This is a genomic window from Nitratireductor aquibiodomus NL21 = JCM 21793 (assembly GCF_000615975.1).
Taxonomy (GTDB): domain Bacteria; phylum Pseudomonadota; class Alphaproteobacteria; order Rhizobiales; family Rhizobiaceae; genus Nitratireductor; species Nitratireductor aquibiodomus.
In genome coordinates this window covers 1-23,659 of the sequence record NZ_BAMP01000070.1, presented here as the reverse complement: position 1 = coordinate 23,659, position 23,659 = coordinate 1, and the positions used below count along the sequence as shown (strand labels likewise).

The window sequence follows — 23,659 nt, the reverse complement described above, 5'->3', positions numbered from 1 at the left end:
TTCCAGTGTGAGAATGCGGTCGAGACCCGCCTGCGTGGCTTTCAACATATATCCAGATCCTGATGTTTACCCGCTTCCCATGAGCAGGACGGCTTCTTGTGGCAAAGACGGCGCGGCACGGCAAGACCCCGTCCGCCCCGTCAAAAACATGAATCGATTGAATAAATGTGACAGGTGCGAATTGTGCGTCAGGCCGCTCGCTCGATGCGGATAACCTGCGGCTTGTCGACCAGGTGACCGTCCTTCATCACGCCATCGACCGCCTTGCGCACGGCCGCCTCTGTCGTCTCATGGGTCACGAGAATCACATTCTTCTGCTCGTCCGGCAGACCGCCGTCGGCATGCTGGACGATCGATTCGAGCGAAATCTCATTGTCTGCCATGCGCTTGGCAATAGCGGCAAAGACACCGGCACGGTCATGCACCGTCATGCGGATGAAGTAGCCGCCTTCGTGGGAGCGCATACGCGCGCGCTTGTATGGCTTCAGCTTCGCGGCCGGACGCCCGAAGACGGGGCCATGCTGGAAACCGGGGCGGCTTTTTGCAATGTCAGCCATATCGCCGATAACCGCGGATGCCGTGGCATTCCCGCCGGCACCGGGCCCCGAAAGCAGAAGTTCGCCAAGCACATCCGTTTCGATGGCCACGGCATTGGTCACGCCATGAACCTGCGCAATAACGGAGTGTGTCGGAACCATGGTCGGGTGAACCCGCTGTTCGATCCCGCTTTCGGTCTTCACCGCAACGCCAAGCAGTTTGATGCGGTAGCCGAGCTCGCTGGCCGCACGAATGTCGGCCTGGCTGATGTTGGAGATGCCCTCCATATAGATATCGTCAGCCGAAATCTTACAGCCGAAAGCGAGACTGGTAAGGATGGAGAGCTTGTGGGCCGTGTCGTGCCCCTCGATGTCGAAGGTCGGATCGGCCTCGGCATATCCAAGGCGCTGCGCCTCGGCGAGGCAGTCCTCGAAGGAGAGCCCCTCTTCTTCCATCCGCGTCAGGATATAGTTGGCGGTGCCGTTCATGATTCCGAACACACGGCTCACCTCATTGCCGGCAAGCGCCTCACGCATTGTCTTGATGACGGGAATGCCGCCCGCGACCGCAGCCTCGTAGTTGAGGAGAACGCCTTTCTCCTCGGCAATCGCCGCCAGCGCGACACCGTGTTTGGAAAGGAGTGCCTTGTTCGCCGTGACTACGTGGCGTCCGGCCTCCAGCGCCGCCTTCACGGCGTCGTAAGCCGCGCCGCTATCGCCGCCGATCAGTTCGACGAAAACATCGATCTCGGCCGACCTGGCCAGTTCCACCGGATCGTCAAACCATTGCGCATTTCCAAGCTCTATGCCGCGATCGCGGGTGCGGTCACGCGCCGAAACTGCTGTCAGAGCCATCGTGCGTCCACATTGCCTGGTCAGTTCCGCTTCCTTGTCCGTCATGCAGCGCACAACGGAAGCTCCCACGGTTCCCAAACCCGCAATTCCAATACGCAACGCTTCGGCCATGATGCGGCGTGCTCCTTCTCAAAAGTTCAGTGAGTGAGACTCAGCGCCGGGCGCCGAGCGGGATGACGTTGTCGGTGTTTTCCGGTGCGGTTGCAAGGAAGCGCTTGATGCTGCGCGCGGCCTGGCGGATCCGGTGCTCGTTTTCCACCAGGGCGATGCGCACATGCTGGTCGCCGAACTCACCGAAACCGATGCCCGGTGCCACGGCCACCTCGGCCTTTTCGACCAACAGCTTGGAGAACTCCAGAGAGCCCAGTTCGCGGTAGGCGTCCGGGATCGGCACCCAGGCAAACATCGTTGCGGGCGGCGGAGGCACATCCCAGCCCGCACGGCCAAACGATTCCACAAGCACGTCGCGGCGGCGGCGATAGACCTCGCGCACCTCTTCAATCTCCGTGCCATCCGAGTTCAATGCCGCAGCGGCAGCCACCTGGATCGGTGTGAACGCGCCGTAGTCCAGATAAGACTTTACGCGCGAAAGCGCTGCAATAAGCCGCTCATTGCCGACCGCAAATCCCATGCGCCAGCCGGGCATGGAAAACGTTTTGGACATGGAGGTGAACTCCACCGTCACATCCATCGCCCCCGGCACCTCCAGAACGGAAGGCGGTGGATTGCCATCGAAATAGATTTCCGAATAAGCGAGATCGGACAGGATGATCAAATCGTTCTTTCGAGCGAACGTCACCACGTCCCTGTAAAAATCCAGCGATGCCATGCAGGCCGTCGGGTTCGACGGATAGTTGAGGATAAGCGCCAGTGGTTTCGGCGTGGAATAGCGCACCGCCCGCTCAAGTGCCGGTATGAAGTTCGCGTCCGGTTCAGCGGGAATGGCGCGCACGACACCACCCGACATGATGAAACCGAAAGCGTGGATTGGATAGGTCGGGTTCGGACACAGAACCACATCGCCCGGCGCGGTGATCGCCTGGGCCATGTTGGCAAAGCCCTCCTTGGAGCCAAGGGTCGCAACCACCTGGGTCTCAGGATCAAGCTTCACGCCAAAGCGGCGCTCATAATAGGCCGCCTGTGCGCGACGAAGCCCCGGAATGCCGCGCGAAGACGAGTAGCGATGCGTGCGTGGATCACGCACAACGTCGCACAGCTTGTCGACAATGGCCTGCGGGGTCGGCAGGTCGGGATTGCCCATGCCCAGATCGATGATGTCGGCCCCGCGCGACCGCGCGCTGGCCTTCAGGCGGTTCACCTGTTCAAACACATAGGGCGGAAGCCGGCGGATCTTATGGAATTCTTCCATCATCATACCTCAATGCAGGTCGTGCAGGACGACGCCCGGTCCTCATATACCCATTCCCGCAAACGGTCGAGGGGAGCAAACCGAAGCTACTCGCTCTTTTCGATTTCCTCGAGTTGCCGATCGGCATGCGTTTTCGCCAGACGACGCAGCCGGATCGCTTCCGCCTCGGCGTTGTTGGTCGGCGCGCGGCCCGCCAGACGGTCGCGCGCGGCGGAAAGGTCGCGCGTCAGCGCATCCTTCTCGGTTGCATCGATTGGCGTTCCGGCCGATTCCGGCGGGATGTTCAGATCGGGATAGCGCCGGTGTTGCGGACGCCGGGTCCGCTCACGACCTCAGGTGCGGTTCGCGGAGCAGGCTGCGGCATCGGCGCTGGCGTTGTGATCGCGGCAGACGGCGCTGCATCTTCCAGGCTCATGCTCATACATCCCCCAAGGGCCAGCGACAGCGCAGCCGCCGAGGCGATCAATCCGGTAGCGCGAAAAAATCCGCCATGAGGTCTGATTTTCATATTCTCTTCCGATTCAAGCCACTACCATGCATGATGGTCGCGGGGGAGCCTCCCGTGAGATTACGTTAACACCGCGCCGCTTTAAAGGCGCGTCCAGGTTGCAGGCGCAGATTATGGCTCAGAAAAAGCAGACCAACGGCGCAGAAAACCACGCAGGCACAACTCTCGACCAGTATTTCGCAAAAGACCCCGAGCGTCTCGCACAAAATCTCGCGCGGGCGCTGGAGGAACTCGGCAGGGCGGCCGCCTCCTGGACGGAGGCACGGGAAAAGGGCGAATCGAGCGACATCACAGCCGCCCCGCTTGCCGACATGATCAGAACATTCTCGCGTGTCAGTGAATACTGGCTTGGCGATCCCGGCCGCGCGCTCGAGGCACAGACCCGCCTCTTCGCCGAATTCATGGGCATCTGGGCTAACGCAATTCGCCGCATGAGCGAAGAGAACGTCGGCGACTACGCGCAAGCCTCCACCACCGACAAGCGTTTCCAGGATCCCGAATGGGGGCGCAACGCGTTTTTCAGCTTCCTGAAACAGGCCTACCTCGTTACGGCGCGCTGGGCGGCCGATCTAGTGGACGGTGCCGACAACCTCGATGACATAACCCGCCATAAGGCGCGCTTCTACGTCGAGCAGATGAGCCAGGCTCTTTCTCCATCAAACTTCCTGCTCACCAATCCCGAGCTCTACCGCGAGACGATGGCGAGCGATGGCGAAAACCTGGTCCGCGGCATGCGCATGCTGGCCGAGGACATTGCCGCCGGCAAGGGTGACCTGAAACTCAGACAGTCCGACAGTTCCAAATTCAGGGTCGGCGAAAACATCGCCACCACCCCCGGCAGGGTCGTTGCGCGCAACGATCTGGTCGAGGTCCTCCAATACGACCCCGCCACGAAGAACGTGCTGAAGCGGCCGCTCCTCATCGTCCCGCCCTGGATCAACAAATTCTATATTCTCGACCTCAACCCGAAGCGTTCCTTCATTCGCTGGGCTGTCGAACAGGGCCATACGGTCTTCGTCATTTCCTGGATCAACCCGGACGAGCGTCACGCGCGCCTCGACTGGGCGGACTATATCGATCAGGGCATACGGTTTGCGCTGGACGCGATCGACGCTGCGACCGGAGAAAAACAGGTCAATGCGATGGGGTACTGCGTCGGCGGCACACTGCTTGCAGCCGGCCTTGCCCTGATGGCTGTCGAAGATGACAACCGCATTGCCTCAGCAACGCTGCTGACCACGCAGGTGGACTTCACATTTGCGGGGGACCTCAAGGTCTTCGTTGACGAGGATCAGATCAGGGCGCTGGACGCAGCCATGCGCGAGCGCGGCTACCTCGACGCAACACGCATGGCGACGGCATTCAACATGCTGCGCGCCGGCGATCTGATCTGGCCTTATGTAGTCAACAACTACCTGCGCGGTCAGGCGCCGCTGCCCTTCGATCTCCTCTACTGGAATTCCGATTCCACCCGGCTGGCCGCCGCCAATCACTCCTACTATCTGCGCAACTGCTACCTGGAGAACAATCTCTCACGCGGGCGCGCGATCCTCCGCGGCAAAGCGCTTCATCTCGAACAGATCAAAATCCCGATCTTTAACCTTGCGACGCGCGAAGATCACATTGCGCCCGCAAAGTCCGTGTTCCTTGGCAGCGGCTTCTTCGGGGGACCGGTTGAGTTCGTGCTCGCAGGCTCCGGGCACATAGCCGGCGTCATCAACCCGCCCGAAATGAAGAAGTATCAGTTCTGGACCGGCGCAAAACCCGACGGGGAACTCGACGACTGGATGGCGAAAGCCACGGAGAACGAGGGCTCCTGGTGGCCGCACTGGCACGACTGGATCATCGCGCAGGACGACAAAAAGGCGAAAGCCCGCAAGCCGGCAAAGAGCAGGAAATCCCTTGGCGATGCTCCGGGAGATTATGTACGCATCCGCGCCTGATCACACAACGTGACGACATGAAACAATGCTTTTAAGGGCCTGACTTGAACTTTGACATAGTCTTGTTCTGAAACATGTTCTTGCCTCAATTGTTTTCTAACGCCTATATGGTTTTCCAACGGGCTGAGATTCGCAGGCAAGACAAGCACTTGCCGCAAGTTTGCGATCCAGATTTCAGTTCACCGTAGAGCGTGTGGCAAATCAGTTTAGGGGGCACATTTCTGTTGCTGGGGGACGAGAGCGGAAAACGCTGTATGACGGTGATGAGCTTTGGCCGGACCAGCCTGGCAAGTATGATGTGCGCTCTGTTTCTGGCGTCCTGCTCCACCACCTCGGATCCCGTAACCCAGCTTGGCCTCGCCCCGGCCGCACTGCAAAGCGACGATACCAGCTCCGATCTTGCGGCCACCGATGGTGCCCTGATTGCATCTGCCCCCGGCGCGAACGAAGCCGCATCGGCAAACGCGGTGCCACTCCCCAAAGAACGCCCGGACGCTGCTGAAAAAGCGGAGCCGGTTGCCGAAACCACAACGGAAACCTCAGCAGCACCAATCGCACCAGCAGAAGCGACAGCAGAGACGGCGTCCGCCGAAAGCGCACCGCAGGCTCCCGCCACCGCAACTGACAACACCGCCGCCCAGTCAGAACCAGCAGCAACTGACGAAACGCCCTCCGACGACATTGCGGTCGCCGCCGACGGCACCGGCTCCCAGGAAGAATCGGCATCGAAGCGCCAGAGTTTCCTATCGGCGTTCTTCTCGGCCCGGGAGCCACAGGCTGCAAAAGCGGCCGAGAAAGCAACCCGCCCGCTCATCGGTCAGGCAAATGCAAAGCCGAAAGACGATGAGCCGAAAGTGGTGCTTGCCTCCGCCTCCCCGGACACAAAGCCGGTGCAGGCATCCGTCAATATGGGCTCGGCCCTTCCCGGCGTACGCCAGGGCGAAAGCCTTTTCGAGTTTTCCAGCAGGTCCGGCAGCAGTGATGCAGACGCGGACGCGGACATTTACGAAGAAGAGCCAGCCTATCAGGTTGCATCGGCGGCAGGCATGGCACGCCTCGCCCCCAACGGTCTCCTGAAACAGCGCGAAAGCGTGGACACCGCCTGCCTGAAGCCGGCACTTGTCGGCATGCTCAAGACCATCGAGCGCCATTACGGTAAGCGAATCGTGGTGACATCCGGTTACCGCAGCCCGAGCTATAACCGCCGTGTGCGCGGCGCCCGCAAATCTCTGCATATGTATTGCGCCGCCGCCGACATACAGATCGAAGGCGTGAGCAAATGGGAACTGGCCAAATATGTCCGTTCCATGCCGGGCCGTGGCGGTGTCGGCACCTATTGCCACACGAAATCCGTCCATGTCGACGTCGGACCGGAGCGCGACTGGAACTGGCGCTGCCGTCGCAGAAAATAAATCACAAAAAAAGCATAGAACCATCACAAGACGGGTTGCCCCCGGCAGCGAAGCTCACTATAAGCCGGATCGTCTTGAGCGCGCCCATCGTCTAGCGGTCTAGGACGCCGCCCTTTCACGGCGGAAACACGGGTTCGAGTCCCGTTGGGCGTGCCAGTTTCTCCTGCTTTCCACATCGCATATCGATTGACACTGGCGAGCAGGGTTTGACCCCGTCTTTCGTCACGCGTACTCCTCGCATGGAAAAAGTTGCAGCTGATGGAGCGTGACTGCGTCAGCGGCACGGACGGGAAGGCGATGGAATGCAGGGCCTATTGACCACTATGGAGAAACTGCTCGGCTTTGCAGCGTCCCATGCCCGCTTCTTCCTGATTGCCGGGCTTCTCGTGGGTATAGCCTCACCGGCTGCCGCCCATGCTGCAAAGCCCTGGATCGCCGAAATGATCGCGGCCCTGCTCTTTCTGGCAGCCCTTAGAGTGGGCCCGAAAGCCCTCATTGGCGCGCTGGGCGATTTTCGCCAGTCACTTGTTGCCACGCTCGCCTTTCAATTGCTTCTGCCCATCGGCTTCGCACTTTTCTTTCTGGCAATCGGATGGAGCGGGGTCCTGCCCACGGCCCTGGTGCTGATGGCGGCCGCCGCGCCTGTATCCGGCAGCCCGCACCTGGCAATCATGACCGGCAACGACCCCGCCCCTGTCATGCGGGTGATGACGCTCGGAACGGCCCTTCTGCCCCTAACGGTCCTGCCGGTTTTCTGGCTGACGCCGGCGCTCGGCAGCGCCGATGTGATCCTGGCGGCCGCTGGCCGGTTGCTGGGCGTTATCGCGCTCGCGGTCTCCGCCGCCTTCCTCCTGCGCCGTCTGGCTCTCTCAAACCCGCCTCCCGCGGCCATCCGTTCGATTGACGGCCTCTCGGCCATTCTCATGGGGGTCGTGGTTGTCGGCCTCATGTCGGCGGTGGGCGAGACCCTCCTCGTCGATCCCGCACGTGTCGGCCTCAATCTGGCGGTTGCCTTTGCCACCAATTTCGTTTTGCAGATCGCTGTGACAGCCCTGCTCGAGCGCTGTGGAGGAAAACGGATTGCAGCGCCCCTGGGCATTGCTGCCGGCAACCGCAACATCGGCCTCTTCCTCACAGCCCTCCCCGCCAGCGTTACCGATTCGCTGCTGCTCTTCATTGGCTGCTACCAGATCCCAATGTATCTGACACCGCTCGTCCTTGGCCCGTATTATCGCAGGCGTGCAGCAGCCGTGGCCCACAGTCCGACACAGGCTGATACCGCCTCAACACCACAACGCCCCGCTGAAAGCCCGACCAAGCGACACAATGCAGTTTCCAACGCCCCTGATCGAAGCCCGCCTTATTCGCCGCTACAAGCGTTTCCTCGCCGACGTCACGCTGATGGACGGAACGGAGATCACCGTTTCGGTGCCCAACACCGGTTCCATGCTCGGTCTCACAGCCGCAGGATCGCGCATCTACCTTTCCCACTCAGACGACCTGAAGCGCAAATACAGCCACCGTCTGGAGATCGTGGAGGCCGATGGCACACTGGTTGGCATCAACACCGGTCTGCCCAACAGGCTTGCCGAAGAAGCAATTCGCGCCGGACTTGTGTCCGATCTTGCCACCTATTCCATTCTGAAGCGTGAGCAACGCTACGGGGAACGCTCCCGCATCGACATGCTCCTGGAGGATCCGCAGCGCCCCTCGGCCTATGTGGAAGTCAAGAACGTGCATTTCATGCGCAAGGCGGGTCTTGCGGAGTTTCCCGACACAGTGACAGAGCGCGGGGCGCGGCACCTGCACGAATTGATGTCCATGCGCAGGGCCGGTCATCGCGCGATCATGATCTATCTGATCCAGAGAAGCGACTGCGAGCGTTTTCGCCTGTGTGACGATCTCGACCCCGTTTATACGGCCGCATTCGCACTTGCCGACAAAGCCGGGGTTGAAGCTTACGCCATCAAATGCCAAATCAGCCCTGAAGCCATAGAGCCGGACAGGCTGATAGACATCGTGCGATAAAAACAGCAAAATCCGGCAGCAACACCCAACCAAAGCGCAAGCGACTCAAGCTCCATGGTCACCTATCTCGAAGCAGACTCCGCCCCCATGCGAAACACCGGCCAGATTCGCCTTTACGGGGAAGAAGGGTTCGAAGGCATGCGCAGGGCGTCCAACCTGACCGCACGCTGCCTGGATGAACTTGCAGACCGTGTCGCGCCGGGCGTGACCACCAACGAAATCGACAGGTTTGTCTTTGAATTCGGCATGGACAACGGCGCCATCCCCGCGACACTGAACTACCGCGGCTACACCAAGTCGACCTGCACCTCGATCAACCATGTGGTCTGTCACGGCATTCCCGACGACAAGCCGCTGCGTGATGGTGACATCGTCAACATCGATGTCACCTATATCCTCGACGGATGGCACGGCGATTCGAGCCGCATGTATCCGGTCGGCACCATCAAGCGCGCCGCCGAGCGCCTTCTCGAGGTCACGCATGAGTGCCTGATGCGCGGCATCGCCGCGGTGAAGCCCGGCGCACGCACCGGTGCCATCGGTGCTGCCATCCAGGCGTATGCCGAGGGAGAGCGCTGCTCCGTGGTGCGCGATTTCTGCGGCCATGGAGTGGGGCAGCTGTTTCACGACGCTCCCAATATCCTGCACTATGGCAGCGTCAATGAGGGCGTCGAGATGCGCCCTGGCATGATCTTCACCATCGAACCGATGATCAATCTCGGCCGCCCGCATGTAAAGGTTCTGTCCGATGGCTGGACGGCGGTCACACGTGACCGTTCCTTGTCTGCCCAGTATGAGCACTCCATCGGTGTTACCGAAACCGGTTGCGAAATTTTCACGCTTTCGCCCGCAGGGCTCGACCGACCCGGCCTCCCGGCCTAAACTGCTACCAGAACGTGCGCCATCGAGGAAGCGCACGTTCGCATTGGGGGCAGCGGCGGGGGCATTTCATGGACGGGGAAGACGAACGCAGTTTCTTTGCAGAAGAGCAGTTTTCGCCGGCTGGAAAAACCGGAGCAAAGCCGCATTATCACGGGCACCGCGACCGGCTGCGTCAGCGCTTCGCGGAGGCCGGCAGCGCGGCACTGCTGGACTATGAGATCCTGGAATTGTTCCTGTTCCGCTCGATACCGCGCGCCGACACGAAAGGTCCGGCGAAAGCCCTGCTGGAGCGCTTCGGCTCGTTACCCGAGGTTTTTGGCGCACCCGAGCGCCTTCTGCAGGAAGTCGACGGCATCGGCGCGTCAGCGGCCCGTGACATCAAGATCGCGGCAGCCCTTGCCCAGAGAATGCTCAAGGCAGACCTCCGCAATCGCCAGCTTCTGACCTCATGGTCCCAGGTCATCGAATACTGCACTGCCGTCATGGCCCACGAGGACCGCGAGCAGTTCCGCGTCCTGTTCCTGGACAAGAAGAACCAGTTGATCGCTGATGAGGTCCAGCAGACCGGTACGGTCGATCATACGCCGGTCTATCCGCGCGAACTCATCCGCCGTGCTCTGGAACTCGCCGCGACGGCGGTAATCCTCGTGCACAACCATCCCTCTGGCGACCCGACCCCCTCGCGCGCCGATATTGACATGACGAAGACCATCGTCGACACGGCAAAACCGCTTGGCATCACGGTTCACGACCACATCATCATCGGCAAGAAGAGCCATGTAAGCTTCAAGGGGCTCCAGCTTATCTGAACGCGCCTCAGACCGGCGACCAGAACGCAAAAGGCCGGCGCATCGCGCCGGCCTTTAGGAAGTTCAGAGAAAGTCGAGAAGCGATTACTCGCCCTCTTCCTTCTTCTTTGCAGCAGCCTTCTTCGGAGCGGCTTTCTTTTTCGGAGCAGCTTCTCCTTCTTCGCCGGCTTTGCGTCAGCCTCGTCCTCGTCGTCAGCCATCAGCTCGTCGCGGGAGACCTTCTCGTCGGTGACCGCGATTTCACCGAGCAGATGGTCGATGACCTTCTCCTCGAACAGCGGCGCACGGATGTTGGCCATGGCCTGCGGGTTCTGACGGTAGAACTCGTAGATTTCCTGCTGCTGGTGCGGCGGGTAGCGGCGGATCGATTCGATGAGCGCGCGCTGCATCTCTTCGTCGCCAACCTTGACCTCCGCCTTCTCGCCGATTTCGGAGAGAACGAGGCCCAGACGCACGCGGCGCTCAGCAAGACGCTGATACTCTTCGCGCGCTTCTTCCTCGGTCGTCTCTTCGTCTTCGAAGGTGCGGCCGGCAGCCTCGAGATCGCGGGTCACCTGGTTCCAGATGTTCTCGAACTCGGCTTCCACCAGCTTGGACGGTGCTTCGAACTTGTAGGCCTCGTCCAGCGCGTCGAGAATCTGACGCTTCGCCTTCTGGCGGGTCACCTGGCCGAACTGGTTCTCGAGCTGGCCGCGAACGATCTCGCGCAGCTTGTCAGCCGATTCCAGGCCGAGCTGCTTTGCGGTCTCGTCATTGATCTCGAGCTCATTGGGCTTGGAGACCTCTTTGACCTTGATGTCGAACTCGGCTTCCTTGCCGGCCAGATGCGCAGCCGCATATTCTTCCGGGAAGCTCACCTTGATCGTGGTCTCGTCGCCGGCCTTCAGGCCCACGAGTTGCTCTTCGAAACCGGCGATGAACTGGTTCATGCCGATCACGACCTCGGAATCCTCGGCAGCGCCGCCATCAAAGGCCTCGCCGTCGATCTTGCCGAGATAGTCGAGCTTGACCTTGTCGCCGTCTGCCGCCTTGCCCTTCTTGACCTCATAGGTGCGGGCGGAGTCGGCAACGCGCTTGACCTGCTCTTCGACTTCCTCATCCGTCACGTCATAGACCTGACGCGTGATCTTGATGTCGGAGAAGCTCTTCAGCTCGATCGGCGGGATGACCTCGTAAGACATCGAGAATTCGAAATCCGCATCGCCGGAAAGAACCTTTTCGGCTTCCTTCTCGTCCTCGGTCATGGAGATTTCCGGCTGGATGGCCGGCTTCTCGCCGCGGTCGGTCAGGATGCTCTGCGTGTCCGCAAGGATTTCGTTCACGACCTCGGCCATGAACGACTTGCCATAAACGCGGCGCAGGTGCTGCGCGGGCACTTTGCCGGGGCGGAAACCCTTGAGGTTTACCTTGCCCTTCGCATCATCGAGACGCTGGGTGAGGCGCGCCTCCATGTCCTTTGCAGGAACGACGACCTTAAGTTCGCGCTTGAGCCCTGAGTTGAGAGTTTCGGTTACCTGCATCCATCATACCTTTGTATTCGCTTTTGTCGCCGCGTTCACGGCGCCCACCGCTCTTCCTGTCGGGGAATCTTACCGGGAATGGCCCTTCTGGTGCGGGTGGAGGGACTTGAACCCCCACGGCTTGCGCCACAGGAACCTAAATCCTGCGTGTCTACCAATTCCACCACACCCGCTTCGAAAGACCCAAGGAACACCCTAAGCTTCCGAAAGCGCGGGTTCTATATCACCTGCACCTAGTCTATCAAAGCAAAATTGGCAAGATTCAGGGCTTTTTTGATCCTTTTGCCGGCCCGGCAACACCCGGCGCTCCCGGTCCGTTTCCCGCATTTTTTATAAATCGATTGTAATCCCGCCGGCTCCTTGCCATAACGCAGCCGCAAAAAGGCCATGTTGCATTGCACAAATCGCATTGCTGTCATGCAACATTGGCACTTCAAAGCAGGGCGGGATGGGACTATCTCAGGCTCAACAAACGAACACGGAATTCAAACGAAGCGAGCACTGAGATGAACATCATCCGCAATTACCGCAACTGGCGCCGTTACCGTCAGACCGTCACCGAACTGAGCCGTCTGTCCAACCGTGAGCTGAACGATCTGGGCATCTCCCGCGGCGACATCCCGTTCGTGGCACGCAAGTCCCTCTAAGGGCAAAAGAGTTTAAGAGTTTCGCCAGGGTCACCTCCTCCCGATCCTGACGAATATGACCGACAACCTCCTCCTCCCAATTGTCGGTCACCCCAAAACAACACCCGCCGAACCTCCTCCCTCGGCGGGTGTTGGAACGGGCGGCAGCGCTTGAAACAGCGCGCCACACAGAGTTTTAGAGCTTCCTTCGGGGTTATCCTCCTCCCAATTCCGAAGGAAACGACCGGCAACCTCCTCCTCCCAATTGCCGGTCATCCCAAAACGACACCCGCCGAACCTCCTCCCTCGGCGGGTGTTGTTTCCGGCAGAAGCCTACCTATATGGGCACTGTCAGGAATTGAGTTTCATAGATTTCGTCCGGGTTACCTCCTCCCAACCCTGGCGAATAGACCGGCAACCTCCTCCTCCCAAATTGCCGGTCATCCCATAGCGACACCCGCCGAACCTCCTCCCTCGGCGGGTGTCGTTTTTTTTTCAGGAAACGTTCAGCGTTCGCCGCGCACGCCGCGCTTTTTCCATTCGGACAGTTTCATGATGTCGGGCGCCCCGCCGGCCGGCTCAAACCAGCTGTCCACCGCCCAGTCCTCTCCGCTCTTCGTGCGCAGCACGGCCGTCGCATGCGGATAGCGCACATCCACGAAAAAGCCGCGCGCTGAGTTCCGCTGCACGGTGTGATGGCGCAGCAGACCATGGCGCTCGAGATAACGCAGCAGAGTGCGTGTGTTGCGCGACTCGTCGATACAGTCCATCTGGCCATAGACAAGCGCGCCGCCGGGTGCCGACTTCGCACCATCCCGTACACCGATGGCCTGTGTCGCCAGCTTCTCGAAATAGCGCACAGCCTTTCCCACAGCCGCACGCTCGGCCTTCGCCGAAGCCCTGCCCGAGGCCATGATGCGTGTCAGACGCTGCCTGGCGGCTGATCCGATCGTCACACTTTTCTTATAGAAGCAGCCATATCCGCTGCAGACATAAAGGCGTTCCGCCTGTGCCGCGCCTACCCAGACGAGCGACAGCGCCGCGCAGACCATTCCTGTACGTAAAATTGCAAGCCCCATTGAGACAGTCTACGCTGCGGCACGCATTCGGAAAAGCACCGCCGGCCACGCTCTGCATTATTGGTTAGCGCGCATCGTCTGCCGTTGCATTCCCCGATACGGCGGCTTATCTCCACTCCATGAAACCGATACACATCATTGGCGGCGGTCTCGCCGGCTCCGAAGCCGCCTGGCAGGTTGCTCAGGCAGGGATTCCCGTCATTCTGCATGAGATGCGGCCGGTGCGCGGCACAGACGCCCACAAGACCGACGGTCTTGCCGAGCTGGTCTGCTCCAACTCTTTCCGATCCGACGACGCAGAGACCAACGCGGTCGGCCTGCTTCACGCGGAGATGCGTCTGGCGGATTCACTCATCATGCGCTGCGGCGACGCCAATCAGGTGCCGGCCGGCGGCGCGCTCGCCGTCGACCGCGATGGCTTTTCAGAAGCGGTCACGGCAGCGCTTGAGGCTCATCCGCTCATCACCATTGAGCGCGAAGAAGTCACCGGGCTGCCGTCGGAAGACTGGGATCAGGCGATCATCGCCACCGGTCCGCTGACCGCACCGGCACTGGCAGAAGCCATTTCACAGGCAACCGGCGCAGAATCGCTCGCTTTTTTTGATGCCATTGCGCCCATCGTCCATTTCGACTCCATCGATCTCGACGTGGCATGGTTCCAGTCGCGCTATGACAAAGTCGGTCCCGGCGGCACGGGCAAGGACTATATCAACTGTCCCATGGACAAGGCACAGTACGAAGCCTTCATCCAGGCCCTGCTCGATGGTGGCAAGACCGAGTTCAAGGAATGGGAAGGCACGCCCTATTTCGACGGCTGCCTGCCGATTGAGGTGATGGCCGAGCGCGGCCCCGAGACGCTTCGGCACGGCCCCATGAAGCCCATGGGGCTCACCAATGCGCACAGGCCAGACGTAAAGGCCTATGCCGTGGTGCAATTGCGTCAGGACAATGCGCTCGGCACGCTCTACAATATGGTCGGTTTCCAGACGAAGCTGAAATACGGCGAACAGACGCACATTTTCCGCATGATCCCCGGTCTGGAAAACGCCGAGTTCGCGCGCCTTGGCGGGTTGCACCGCAACACCTATCTGAACTCTCCGACCCTTCTGGACGGCACATTGCAGTTGAAGAGCCGCCCGGGGCTGCGTTTTGCCGGGCAGATCACCGGCTGCGAAGGCTATGTGGAAAGCGCCTCCATGGGTTTGATCGCCGGTCGCTTCGCGGCAGCCGAGCGTTTGGGGCGCCCCATCCCCACGCCACCAGCGACCACCGCCTTCGGCGCCCTGCTCAATCACATCACCGGCGGACACATTCTTTCGGATGACGAGCCCGGCAAGCGTTCATTCCAGCCAATGAACGTCAATTTCGGCCTTTTCCCGCCCGTCGAGGTCCCGAAGCCCGAAGGCAAACGGCTTCGCGGCAAGGAAAAATCCGTTGCCAAGAAGAAAGCACTCACGACGCGCGCGCTTATCGACTTCAAGGCATGGCTTGACGGCCTTCCCGCGGCTGCGGCAGCCGAGTAGCACGGTCCAGAGATATCTTTAAAATGCAAGTTGTAGGGGGTGCGGTTTGCGCACCCCTTCTTCGTTCAGGGGGATTGCGATCGTCCCAAAAACCTCACTCCCAGTCGCTGCTGCGCAGTAGCACTCCCCCGGAAAAATGCGTAAGCACTGTTTCGGGATAAGAACTGGCGAAAAGATAGGTGGGGATCAGCACGATCTGCTTGCCGTCTGCCTCAAGTCGCAGCAAAGCCGATTGATCCACCTGCGCGGAAAGCTCGACAATTCTTACGGTATCGATTTTGAAGAATGTAGGCGTGCCTGTCTCCGGCTCCAGCGATAGGGCGTTTTTGTTCAGTACCAGCTTGAGACGGGTTCCGTTAGGCAATGACAAGGGGCCGCTCCCACCATCTTCCTTATCGAGCTTTACGTGCTGAAGAAGTACATCGAATCCTTCCAGTGCAACCGCGACAGACGAGCCCCTGTCATAAGAATACCATTGACGTCCGCGCTGTACGGGATTGTCGGGGTCGAGACCCCAGGCATGCGCCACCTGCCGATAGAGGCTCTCGTCGTCCTCCTGGACAAAGCCGTCCGGAGCCACGTCGAGCGCAGCATTTTCTCCATTCAGATAACGCAGGACGGCAAGCGCCTCTGCCTTCGTTTGCAAGTCCTCTGGTTCGCCCCGGACGATCTCCAGAAATCGCTCACGCTGCGACGACAGCGACCAGTCGAGAGCGCCTGCGGGCCAAAGCTCCCGGCAAGAAGCGCCAGAACCGGAATGCCGGCGATCATGCGTATATCGCCACGCGCCCGTGGCACGAGCTGCAGAACGACCAGAACAAGCATCACCAGGCCGAACAGCCCCAGGAAATACCGTTGCACTGTCCAGCCGAAGGCGTCCACGCGCAGCGACAGCGCATAAAACAGCAGGAAGAGCGGTACCAGAAGAAAGAGCGGCCAGAAGCGCACAAAGAAACGCGTCGGCGCGCGAGCAGTGTCGAGAAACGGTTTGGTCAGAAGCAGAACGGCGACGATGCAGGAGCCATAGGTCAGCACCAGCCAGCCGATTTGCCCCTGCGGCACCTCCCCCGTCACGATGATCTTCGCCACATAGAGATGCAGGATCACCGCGTAGATGATGAGGAGCGGAACCGCTGCGAAGTCACCCAGCGCCCGCATGCCCCGCTGCATCATGTCATGCTCATGCCCGCCCGGCTCTTCGTCAAACACGCGCGGGGTCTGACCAAGCCCGAACAGGGGTGCAACGAAGAGTCCTATGGAGGCCCAGATATGTTCGTAGAGATCGCTGGGGATGTCGATGCCGAAGAGATGGGTGAGGCTTGCCAGAATGGCGGAAATGCCACCGCCAAACAGCACGAAGGCCAGGAGGCCGAGTGCGGCGGCAAAGGCAAGCCGCGCCGTGAACATCCAGAACGCATTTCCCGATCCCCTCCCCGCAAAGCGCGATCGGCACCAGCGCCATCAGCGAAGCAAGAAACGCCCATTCCACCGTGCGGTCCGCCACAGTCGGCCACATCACGGTGAAGGCGGTCACGCCAGCGAGCAACGCTAGCAGGGCTGCGATCAATGCAGACAAACGCCATGCCTGCGCGAGAAGTGTTGCAGCGAATGAGGCAAACACCGCTGCGAGCAATGCCAGAAGCAGGTCTTCGTCTCGCACCGAACCCAAAATCCAGGCCGGAGCGAGATCGATATCGGCGACCATCGCGTTGGCCTGTAGCGCCATCAGAAAGAGGAAGATCACCGTGACGGGAAAGCGCGACAACGCATCTCCCATGGCGGCAATTGCCTCCCGCGATGAGGCGAGCCAGCCGGTGCCCGCATGAGCGTCGTTCAGTTGTTCTGCCAAAAACTTTCCCCCGGAACGAACCTTTGAACAATCAGGATCATGAAAGCGCGGTACAATTTAGGCAGCGCTTCCGAAGGCTTATCCCCAGCCCTTTGTGGCATGCCTGAACATCAGCCAGTGCCGCCGCCATTGCGCCAGCGTCACGATTTCATTCAGGGCTGCTTCCCCCTTGGCTTCGAGACGATCGAGATACGTCTTCGAAAGGCCCGCCGGCAGGAAGGCAGGGCGCAGCGTAGCAGGCAGATCACTCGCCCCCTCCTCGAACCTGGCAACGTGGTGCCTGCCCAGTGCGATCATGGCGGCAAGCGCGCGCGCCGAGCCCGCCCTGTCATGTCCATTTAGCAGGTTCTCGCGTGTGGTTCCGGCAGCATCAAGAAGGTCGCCCGGGATGTAGCACTGCCCGCGCCTGCGGTGGATCGGCAGCATGCGCAGAAGCCCGGCAATGGCCTGCGCACAGCCGGCATGCCCCGAGACTTCTGAAAACCGCATGGCGGCAGGCGTGTCGAGCACAAGCCCGGCAAGCTGGATCAGCGCAGACGCCGTCTCGCCGCAATATCCTTCCAGATCGTTGCGGCTCGGCATGGGGTCGTCATAAAGATCGAAGCTGCGCGCTTCCAGAAGGTCGAGCAGCGGCTGAACGGGAAGCTGGTGGCTGCGGATCGCATTGAGCAGCGCGACCGCAAGCGGTGAGCCCTCCGCGCTTTCCGGCGCAGCGTCCGCCGTCAGCACATCGCGCCAGAACTGTAGCCGCACCTCCCCCGGCAGGGGCTCGCTGACGCGGTCACGGATTCCAGCCACCTCGGCATTGAATGCGAAAAGCGCGAAAAGCGCCGCCCGCCTGTCTTCTGGAGCATAAAGGACGGAGAGGTAGCGGTCCGGATCGGCCTCCCGCACCAAGGAAACGACGAATGGCTCCACCTCTGCCATCTCAGTCGACGGCGATCAGCGCCGCAGCCACGGTACGATCCTCTGCGAGAAGCACGTTGTAGGTCCGCACCGCCGCGCCCGTGGCCATGGTCTCCACCGCCACGCCGGCCTCGCGGAAGCTCCTGCGCATCTGCGGGGGCATCGGGATTAGCGTATCGCCTGTCCCCACGAGAAGGATGTCGAATTCAGCGGCTTCCTCCAGCAGGCGGGCAAGATCGGCCTCCCCCACATCACCGAAGCTGCTCACATCCCATCCATGTATCCCCGAGGGCAGACACAGGATCGAGCCGCGATGCGACATGTCGGCAAAGCGAAACCCGCCATTGCCGTAGGCATCGATCGGCGCGCGGCCCGGAAAGTGGGCCGCGCGGATTTCGATACCGCTCGCCATCACTTGGCCGGCAACTGTCCGGTCGTCTCCGAACCGGCTGCGTCATCGCCGCCCTGCTCCGCACCGAGTGCTCCGGTGGAGCGCATGCGGAACAGGATGAGCAACGGCCCGGCGATGAAGATCGACGAATAGGTGCCGATCACAACGCCGAAGATCATGGCCGCCGTAAAGGAGCGAATGACCTCGCCGCCGAAGACGAAGAGAGCCGCCAGCGCCAGAAGCGTTGTCACGGAAGTCATGATGGTGCGTGACAGGGTCTGATTCATCGACAGATTCAGAAGCTCCGGCAGCGGCATCTTCTTGAACCGTCTAAGGTTCTCGCGCACGCGGTCATAGACGACCACCGTATCGTTCAGTGAGTAGCCGACAATTGTCAGGATCGCCGCGATACTCGAAAGATTGAACTCTATTCCGGTAATCACGAAGAACCCGACCGTCATGATCACATCGTGCAGCGTTGCCAGGATCGCACCCACGGCGAACTGCCACTCGAACCGCAGCCAGATATAGATCAGGATCGCCATCAGCGAGACAAGCACGGCAATCGTGCCGGCCCGCGCCAGTTCGCCTGACACCGTCGGTCCCACCACTTCAACGCGGCGGAACTCATAGGCATCCTCGAGTTCCCCCCGCACCTTGGCGATCACGGTCTGCTCGGCATTCTCGCCACCGTCCTGCGCCTGAACGCGGATCAGCACTTCGCGCGGATCGCCAAACTCCTGAACCTGCACCTCGCCGAGATTGAGATCGGACAGACGCGCCCGGATATCGCCGATGTCCGCCGGTCCCTCGCGGGACTGGACCTCGATCGACGAACCGCCCTTGAAGTCGATGCCGTAGTTCATGTTGATGGTCATGAAGAGCGCGACGGCCGCAATCGACGCGATGGCCGAAAGCGTAAAGGTCACGCGGCGCAGCTTCATGAAGCCGATGCTGGTGCCGTCCGGCACGAAACGCAGTGGTGTGCGCGGCAGCTCCTTGGGGCGGCGACGACGCACCCAGTCGGCCACGATCCAGCGCGTCAGCGTGTAGGCGGTGAACACCGTCGTGGCAATACCGATGGCGAGTGTGACCGCGAAACCGCGAATCGGGCCCGATCCGAGATAAAACAGGATGATCGCCGCAATCAGCGTCGTCACATTGGCGTCGACAATGGTGGCCAGCGCCTTGGAGAAGCCCGTATCGACCGCCTGGATCAGCGAACGTCCCCCGGCCCGTTCCTCGCGTATGCGCTCGAAGATGAGCACGCTGGAATCCACCGCCATGCCGATCGTCAGCACGATACCTGCAATGCCCGGAAGCGTCAGCGTCGCCCCCAGCGCAGACAGTATGGCGACGATCATCGTTACGTTGGCCGCAAGAGCCACCACGGCAAACACGCCAAGCAGGCCATAGGCTGCGATCATGAACAGCACGACGAGCACGGCGCCGATCATTGCAGCGATCTTGCCGGCATCGATGGAGTCCTGGCCGAGGCCTGGTCCGACGGTACGCTCTTCAATGATGGTCAGAGTTGCCGGAAGCGCGCCGGCACGCAGGAGAACGGCCAGATCATTGGCCGACTGCACGTCAAAACTTCCTGAAATCTGCCCGGTACCGCCCAGGATGGGTTCGCGGATCTGCGGGGCGGAAATAACCTGGTCATCGAGAATGATGGCGAAAAGGCGCCCGACATTCTCCTGCGTCGCCTGGCCGAACCTTGTCGCGCCCTTGGTGTCGAAGCGGAAGCTGACCACCGGTTCATTGGTGCGCTGATCGAATGTCGCCTGCGCGTCCACGAGGTTTTCACCCGAAACGATCACCCGGTCCTCGATCAGGTAGGGAACGGGCGGGTCGTCCACGGAATACTTGATTGTCGTGCCGATGGGCGGGCGGCCATTGATCGCCTCCTGCACTGGCACCGACTGGTCCACCATCTGGAAAGTCAGCTTGGCGGTCTGGCCGAGAATGTCTTTCAGACGCTGCGGATCCTGCAGGCCCGGCACCTGTACCAGAATGCGGTCATCGCCCTGCCGCTGAATGATCGGTTCGGTCGTACCGAGTTCATTGACGCGGCGGCTCACCACCTCGATCGACTGCGACAGCGCAGACGAGATACGGTAGTTGATGCCCTCTTCCGTCAGCGAATAGCGCAGCAAGCCCGGTTCCGGCTCCGTCAGTTGAAGCTCGGTCACCGTGCCGCCGCTGAAGAGGCCCGAATTGACCGGCTGCGTCAGCTCGCGCAGGGCTTCCTTGGCCTCTGCAACCTGGCCCGCATCGCGGATACGAACCTGCACGCTCTGGCCCGAGCCCGTCAGGCCGGTATAGCCGATCCGTTTCTCGCGCAGCAGACGTCGAATATCGTCACGCGTGGTGACGATGCGCTCTTCGATCAGCTCCTGCTTTTCGATCTGCAAAAGAATATGCGAACCGCCCTGAAGGTCGAGACCCAGGGTCATCGGCCGCGAAGGCGCCCAGCTCGGCATCGAGGACAAATAGGATGGCGGAATGATATTCGGCGCCGCATAGGCGACGCCAAGCGCCACAGCCAGCCATATGAGGATCGTTTGCCAGCGCGAGAAATGTAGCATGGGGCCTCGTCGGTTCAGTTTGGAAGGGCCGTTTTGCCGGCCCTTCCCGGCAATCACGTCATATTGCGGTTATTTCTTGGCGGCCTGGCTGTTGTCTGCCACCGGTTCGCCCTTCACGCGCACCTCGGCAAGCATCGCACGCATGGCCGTAACCTTGTTTCCGCCGCCGAGATCGATTTCGAGTTCGGCGTCGTTGATGACCTTCGTCACCTTGCCGACCAGGCCACCACCCGTCACCACCGTGTCACCGCGGCGCACTGCGGCGAGCATTTCGGAGCGCTTCTTCATCTGCTGGCGCTGTGGGCGGATTATAAGGAAATACATGATCACGAAGATCAGGACGAAGGGCAGGATGCTGACAAGGATGTCGGGCGTTCCGCCTGCGCCAGCCTGTGCGTATGCCGGGGTGATGAACATCGAAAACTCCTGATATGTGCCGTAGAGCCGGCTGGTCATAAATGTGGCCGGAATATAGACTTTCGCCTCTCCATTGCAACTGTTCCACGCCTGCGAGCATGCACTTCTGAACGCTTATGCGCATCTGCATGCCGCCCGGAACGGCGACGGGTCCGTTCCGGCTTGCAAATTACCCGCATTCATGAAAGAACCGTACCGTACGGTACGGCACACGCTGCATTTGGCACAGTGAGAAGATCATGTCAGACAAGACCATCGAAGCGCTCTCCGAAAAACTCGATCGCTTGATCGATGTCGTGGGACGAATGGCGCCTGCGCCAGCGACCCCGCCCCGGTTCGACAGCGCGGACTGTTTCGTCTGGCACGCCGAGCGCAAGACGCTCATTCCGGTCGATAAGGTCAACCGCGTGGAGATGGGCCTTATTCGCGGCATCGACCGCGTGCGCGACATCCTGTCCGACAACACGGAGCGTTTTGCCCAAAACCTTCCGGCCAACAATGTGCTTCTCTGGGGCGCCCGCGGCATGGGAAAATCGTCTCTGGTGAAAGCCGTTCACGCCGAAACCAACCGCAAGGCGGCGGCCGGCCAGCCGCCGCTGAAACTGGTCGAAATCCATCGGGAGGACATCGAATCCCTCCCCCAGCTCATGGCTTTCCTGAAGCTGCGCCCTTCCGTTTCATCCTTTTCTGCGACGATCTGTCCTTCGATCAGAACGATACGTCTTACAAATCGCTCAAGGCGGCATTGGAAGGCGGCGTCGAGGGGCGACCGGAAAACATCATTCTCTACGCCACGTCCAACAGACGCCATCTCCTGCCCCGCGACATGATTGAAAACGAGCGGTCCACCGCCATCAATCCCTCCGAAGCGGTTGAAGAAAAAGTGTCCCTGTCGGACCGCTTCGGTCTCTGGCTCGGCTTTCACAAATGCTCGCAGGACGATTACCTCGCCATGGTGAGCGGTTACGTCGATCACTACGACCTTGAGATCGCGCCCGAAACTCTGCGCGCGGAAGCCCTCGAATGGGCCACCACGCGCGGCAGCCGTTCCGGCCGTGTCGCGTGGCAGTTCATCCAGGATCTGGCGGGACGCCTCGGCAAGCGCTCGATCTGTAGAACGATAAAAAACCCGCCCTCGCGGGCGGGTCAAAGAGGCGGCCTGACCGGAGGTCTGGCAGGCCGCAGATTTTTCTCGTTATTCAGGGAACGCTTATTCCAGATAGCCGCTCGGGTTGACGGGCGTCGCATCCTTGCGCACCTCGAAATGCAGTTTCGGGCGGTCGGCACTGCCGCTCATGCCCGAAAGCGCGATTTCCTGTCCACGCCGCACCTTCTCGCCACGTTTGACCCGAAGCGCGCTGGCATGCCCGTAGACCGTGACCATGCCGTTGTCGTGGCGCACGAGCACCGTGTTACCAAATTCCTTGAGACCATCGCCGGCATAAATCACCACGCCGTTCTCGGCTGCCTTCACCGGCGTACCCGCCGGAACCGCTATGTCGATGCCGTCATTGCGGGCCGAGCCGGACGTGCTGCCGAAATCGGAAACGATCCGCCCCCGCACCGGCCAGCGCAGCTTGCCGATTCCGGTCGAATCCGGCGCGACATCCCTGCTCTGCGTCGCAACCGCGGCCACCTGGGTCTGCGTGGAGGATGCTGCCTGTGGGGCCGACGTCTTCACGACCTGCGCGGGTTCACGTGTCGTCGCGCTCGTCGTTGTCCGGTCAACGCCGCTGGAGGCATTCGCCACCTGGGTGGGCTGGCTGACATTGCCCGAAGGAATGGCCAGCGTCTGGCCGACCCGCAGATATCCATCCGAGAGGCCGTTCGCTGCCTTGATGTTGGCGACACTCGCTCCCGTCTTGCGGGCGATGCCGTAAAGCGTATCGCCTGAAACAACCGTGTAGGAACCGCCCACGCCGGTGCCGGCCTGCGAAGGCACCTGGCTTGCGCTGTTGGTGCCTGCAGTCGCGTTGCTGGTCTCCGCACCCTGCGGGCGCGGTTTGGGCCGCGGCGTTTCGCGCAGAACTGCAAGGCGCTCCTGTGGTTCACGCTGGGGTTCCGGTTCGCTCGGGATCGGCTGACGCACGGCCTGCTGCTGCGCGCGCGCGTCATTGTCCGGTGCGGAAACCGGGGCACGCCGCGAATAGACATAGGTCGGGATGACGATCTTCCGCCCGGCCTTCAGCTCGGAGGCGCTTGAAAGATTGTTGGCGCTGAGGATGGCCGCAACCGGAATCCCGAAGCGCCGCGACAGATTGTAGCGGTCTCGCCCTCACGCACGGTGATTGTGGTGCCACCCACATCGCTCCAGCCGCTATCGCCGCTGTTGCCACTGCGCACAGGCGCCTGGGCCTGAGCCGGCTGGCGGGTCACGGAACCGGTAGGCGTCCGGTCAAGCTGTGGCGCAGGAGC

17 protein-coding genes, 2 tRNA genes and 2 pseudogenes are annotated in these 23,659 nt (G+C 61.0%); 9 read left to right on the top strand and 12 right to left on the bottom strand.

The window, feature by feature from the left end; translation table 11 throughout:
• Window positions 1-188: 188 nt before the first annotated feature.
• Both JCM21793_RS16905 and JCM21793_RS16900 read right to left on the bottom strand, forming a co-directional pair.
• Entirely contained in the window at window positions 189-1,502 is a 1,314-nt protein-coding gene (locus JCM21793_RS16905; RefSeq protein WP_025031114.1) for a homoserine dehydrogenase, read from the bottom strand.
• Between the two features lie 40 nt (window positions 1,503-1,542).
• A complete protein-coding gene (locus JCM21793_RS16900) occupies window positions 1,543-2,763 on the bottom strand; it encodes an LL-diaminopimelate aminotransferase (RefSeq protein ID WP_025031113.1) in 1,221 nt (406 codons plus the stop codon).
• A 618-nt stretch (window positions 2,764-3,381) separates the two neighbouring features.
• Between JCM21793_RS16900 and JCM21793_RS16890 the strand changes: the two genes are divergently transcribed.
• The 6 genes from JCM21793_RS16890 (at window position 3,382) to radC (ending at window position 10,342) form a co-directional block, all read left to right on the top strand.
• Window positions 3,382-5,211, top strand: coding sequence for a PHA/PHB synthase family protein (locus JCM21793_RS16890; RefSeq protein WP_025031111.1), 1,830 nt, complete (start codon window positions 3,382-3,384; stop codon window positions 5,209-5,211).
• 254 nt (window positions 5,212-5,465) lie between these two features.
• A complete protein-coding gene (locus tag JCM21793_RS16885; protein WP_025031110.1) occupies window positions 5,466-6,623 on the top strand; it encodes a D-Ala-D-Ala carboxypeptidase family metallohydrolase in 1,158 nt (385 codons plus the stop codon).
• An 80-nt stretch (window positions 6,624-6,703) separates the two neighbouring features.
• Window positions 6,704-6,779: transfer RNA gene (locus JCM21793_RS16880), tRNA-Glu, on the top strand.
• Window positions 6,780-7,949: 1,170 nt separating this feature from the next.
• Complete coding sequence (gene sfsA / locus JCM21793_RS16865) at window positions 7,950-8,651, top strand: DNA/RNA nuclease SfsA (protein WP_025031107.1); 702 nt, start codon at window positions 7,950-7,952, stop codon at window positions 8,649-8,651.
• A 54-nt stretch (window positions 8,652-8,705) separates the two neighbouring features.
• Window positions 8,706-9,533 carry a type I methionyl aminopeptidase gene (gene map / locus JCM21793_RS16860; protein WP_007008223.1) on the top strand — a complete coding sequence of 276 codons (828 nt, stop codon included), beginning with the start codon at window positions 8,706-8,708 and terminating at the stop codon, window positions 9,531-9,533.
• Window positions 9,534-9,601: 68 nt separating this feature from the next.
• Window positions 9,602-10,342 carry a RadC family protein gene (gene radC, locus JCM21793_RS16855; RefSeq protein ID WP_007008224.1) on the top strand — a complete coding sequence of 247 codons (741 nt, stop codon included), beginning with the start codon at window positions 9,602-9,604 and terminating at the stop codon, window positions 10,340-10,342.
• 84 nt (window positions 10,343-10,426) lie between these two features.
• Here the strand turns inward: radC and tig are convergent.
• Both tig and JCM21793_RS16845 read right to left on the bottom strand, forming a co-directional pair.
• A pseudogene (gene tig, locus JCM21793_RS26660) lies at window positions 10,427-11,862 on the bottom strand (trigger factor).
• Between the two features lie 88 nt (window positions 11,863-11,950).
• Window positions 11,951-12,035 (bottom strand) — tRNA-Leu (locus JCM21793_RS16845).
• Between the two features lie 333 nt (window positions 12,036-12,368).
• Between JCM21793_RS16845 and JCM21793_RS28870 the strand changes: the two genes are divergently transcribed.
• Complete coding sequence (locus JCM21793_RS28870; RefSeq protein ID WP_007008226.1) at window positions 12,369-12,509, top strand: DUF1127 domain-containing protein; 141 nt, start codon at window positions 12,369-12,371, stop codon at window positions 12,507-12,509.
• Window positions 12,510-12,994: 485 nt separating this feature from the next.
• Here the strand turns inward: JCM21793_RS28870 and JCM21793_RS16835 are convergent, their stop codons facing one another.
• Window positions 12,995-13,444, bottom strand: coding sequence for a hypothetical protein (locus tag JCM21793_RS16835; protein ID WP_244423441.1), 450 nt, complete (start codon window positions 13,442-13,444; stop codon window positions 12,995-12,997).
• 242 nt (window positions 13,445-13,686) lie between these two features.
• On the opposite strand from JCM21793_RS16835, the gene trmFO reads away from it, so the two are divergent.
• Window positions 13,687-15,090 (top strand): methylenetetrahydrofolate--tRNA-(uracil(54)-C(5))-methyltransferase (FADH(2)-oxidizing) TrmFO, encoded by a 1,404-nt coding sequence (gene trmFO / locus JCM21793_RS16830; protein ID WP_025031106.1) that lies wholly within the window; start codon window positions 13,687-13,689, stop codon window positions 15,088-15,090.
• A 94-nt stretch (window positions 15,091-15,184) separates the two neighbouring features.
• Here the strand turns inward: trmFO and JCM21793_RS30515 are convergent, their stop codons facing one another.
• From JCM21793_RS30515 to yajC, 6 genes are all read right to left on the bottom strand, one after another.
• The gene (locus JCM21793_RS30515; protein WP_244439815.1) at window positions 15,185-15,736 is read right to left on the bottom strand and encodes a hypothetical protein; all 552 of its coding nucleotides are present in this window, start codon (window positions 15,734-15,736) and stop codon (window positions 15,185-15,187) included.
• A complete protein-coding gene (locus tag JCM21793_RS30510; RefSeq protein ID WP_244439814.1) occupies window positions 15,694-16,497 on the bottom strand; it encodes a DUF4153 domain-containing protein in 804 nt (267 codons plus the stop codon). Before JCM21793_RS30510 ends, JCM21793_RS30515 begins: the two co-directional genes overlap by 43 nt.
• 520 nt (window positions 16,498-17,017) lie before the next feature.
• Window positions 17,018-17,866, bottom strand: a complete 849-nt coding sequence (locus JCM21793_RS16820) for a phytoene/squalene synthase family protein (RefSeq protein WP_025031105.1) — start codon at window positions 17,864-17,866, stop codon at window positions 17,018-17,020.
• Between the two features lies 1 nt (window position 17,867).
• Window positions 17,868-18,257, bottom strand: a complete 390-nt coding sequence (locus JCM21793_RS16815; protein WP_025031104.1) for an Mth938-like domain-containing protein — start codon at window positions 18,255-18,257, stop codon at window positions 17,868-17,870.
• Entirely contained in the window at window positions 18,257-20,827 is a 2,571-nt protein-coding gene (gene secDF / locus JCM21793_RS16810) for a protein translocase subunit SecDF (RefSeq protein ID WP_025031103.1), read from the bottom strand. Before secDF ends, JCM21793_RS16815 begins: the two co-directional genes overlap by 1 nt.
• 69 nt (window positions 20,828-20,896) lie before the next feature.
• Complete coding sequence (gene yajC, locus JCM21793_RS16805; RefSeq protein WP_007008235.1) at window positions 20,897-21,244, bottom strand: preprotein translocase subunit YajC; 348 nt, start codon at window positions 21,242-21,244, stop codon at window positions 20,897-20,899.
• Window positions 21,245-21,483: 239 nt separating this feature from the next.
• Here yajC and JCM21793_RS26650 point away from each other — a divergent pair.
• Window positions 21,484-22,346 (top strand): annotated as a pseudogene (locus JCM21793_RS26650) (ATP-binding protein); the annotation flags it as partial.
• Between the two features lie 108 nt (window positions 22,347-22,454).
• Here JCM21793_RS26650 and JCM21793_RS28865 read toward each other — a convergent pair.
• On the bottom strand, window positions 22,455-23,333 hold the full coding sequence (locus tag JCM21793_RS28865) for a M23 family metallopeptidase (RefSeq protein WP_244439813.1): 879 nt from the start codon (window positions 23,331-23,333) through the stop codon (window positions 22,455-22,457).
• Between the last annotated feature and the right edge of the window lie 326 nt (window positions 23,334-23,659).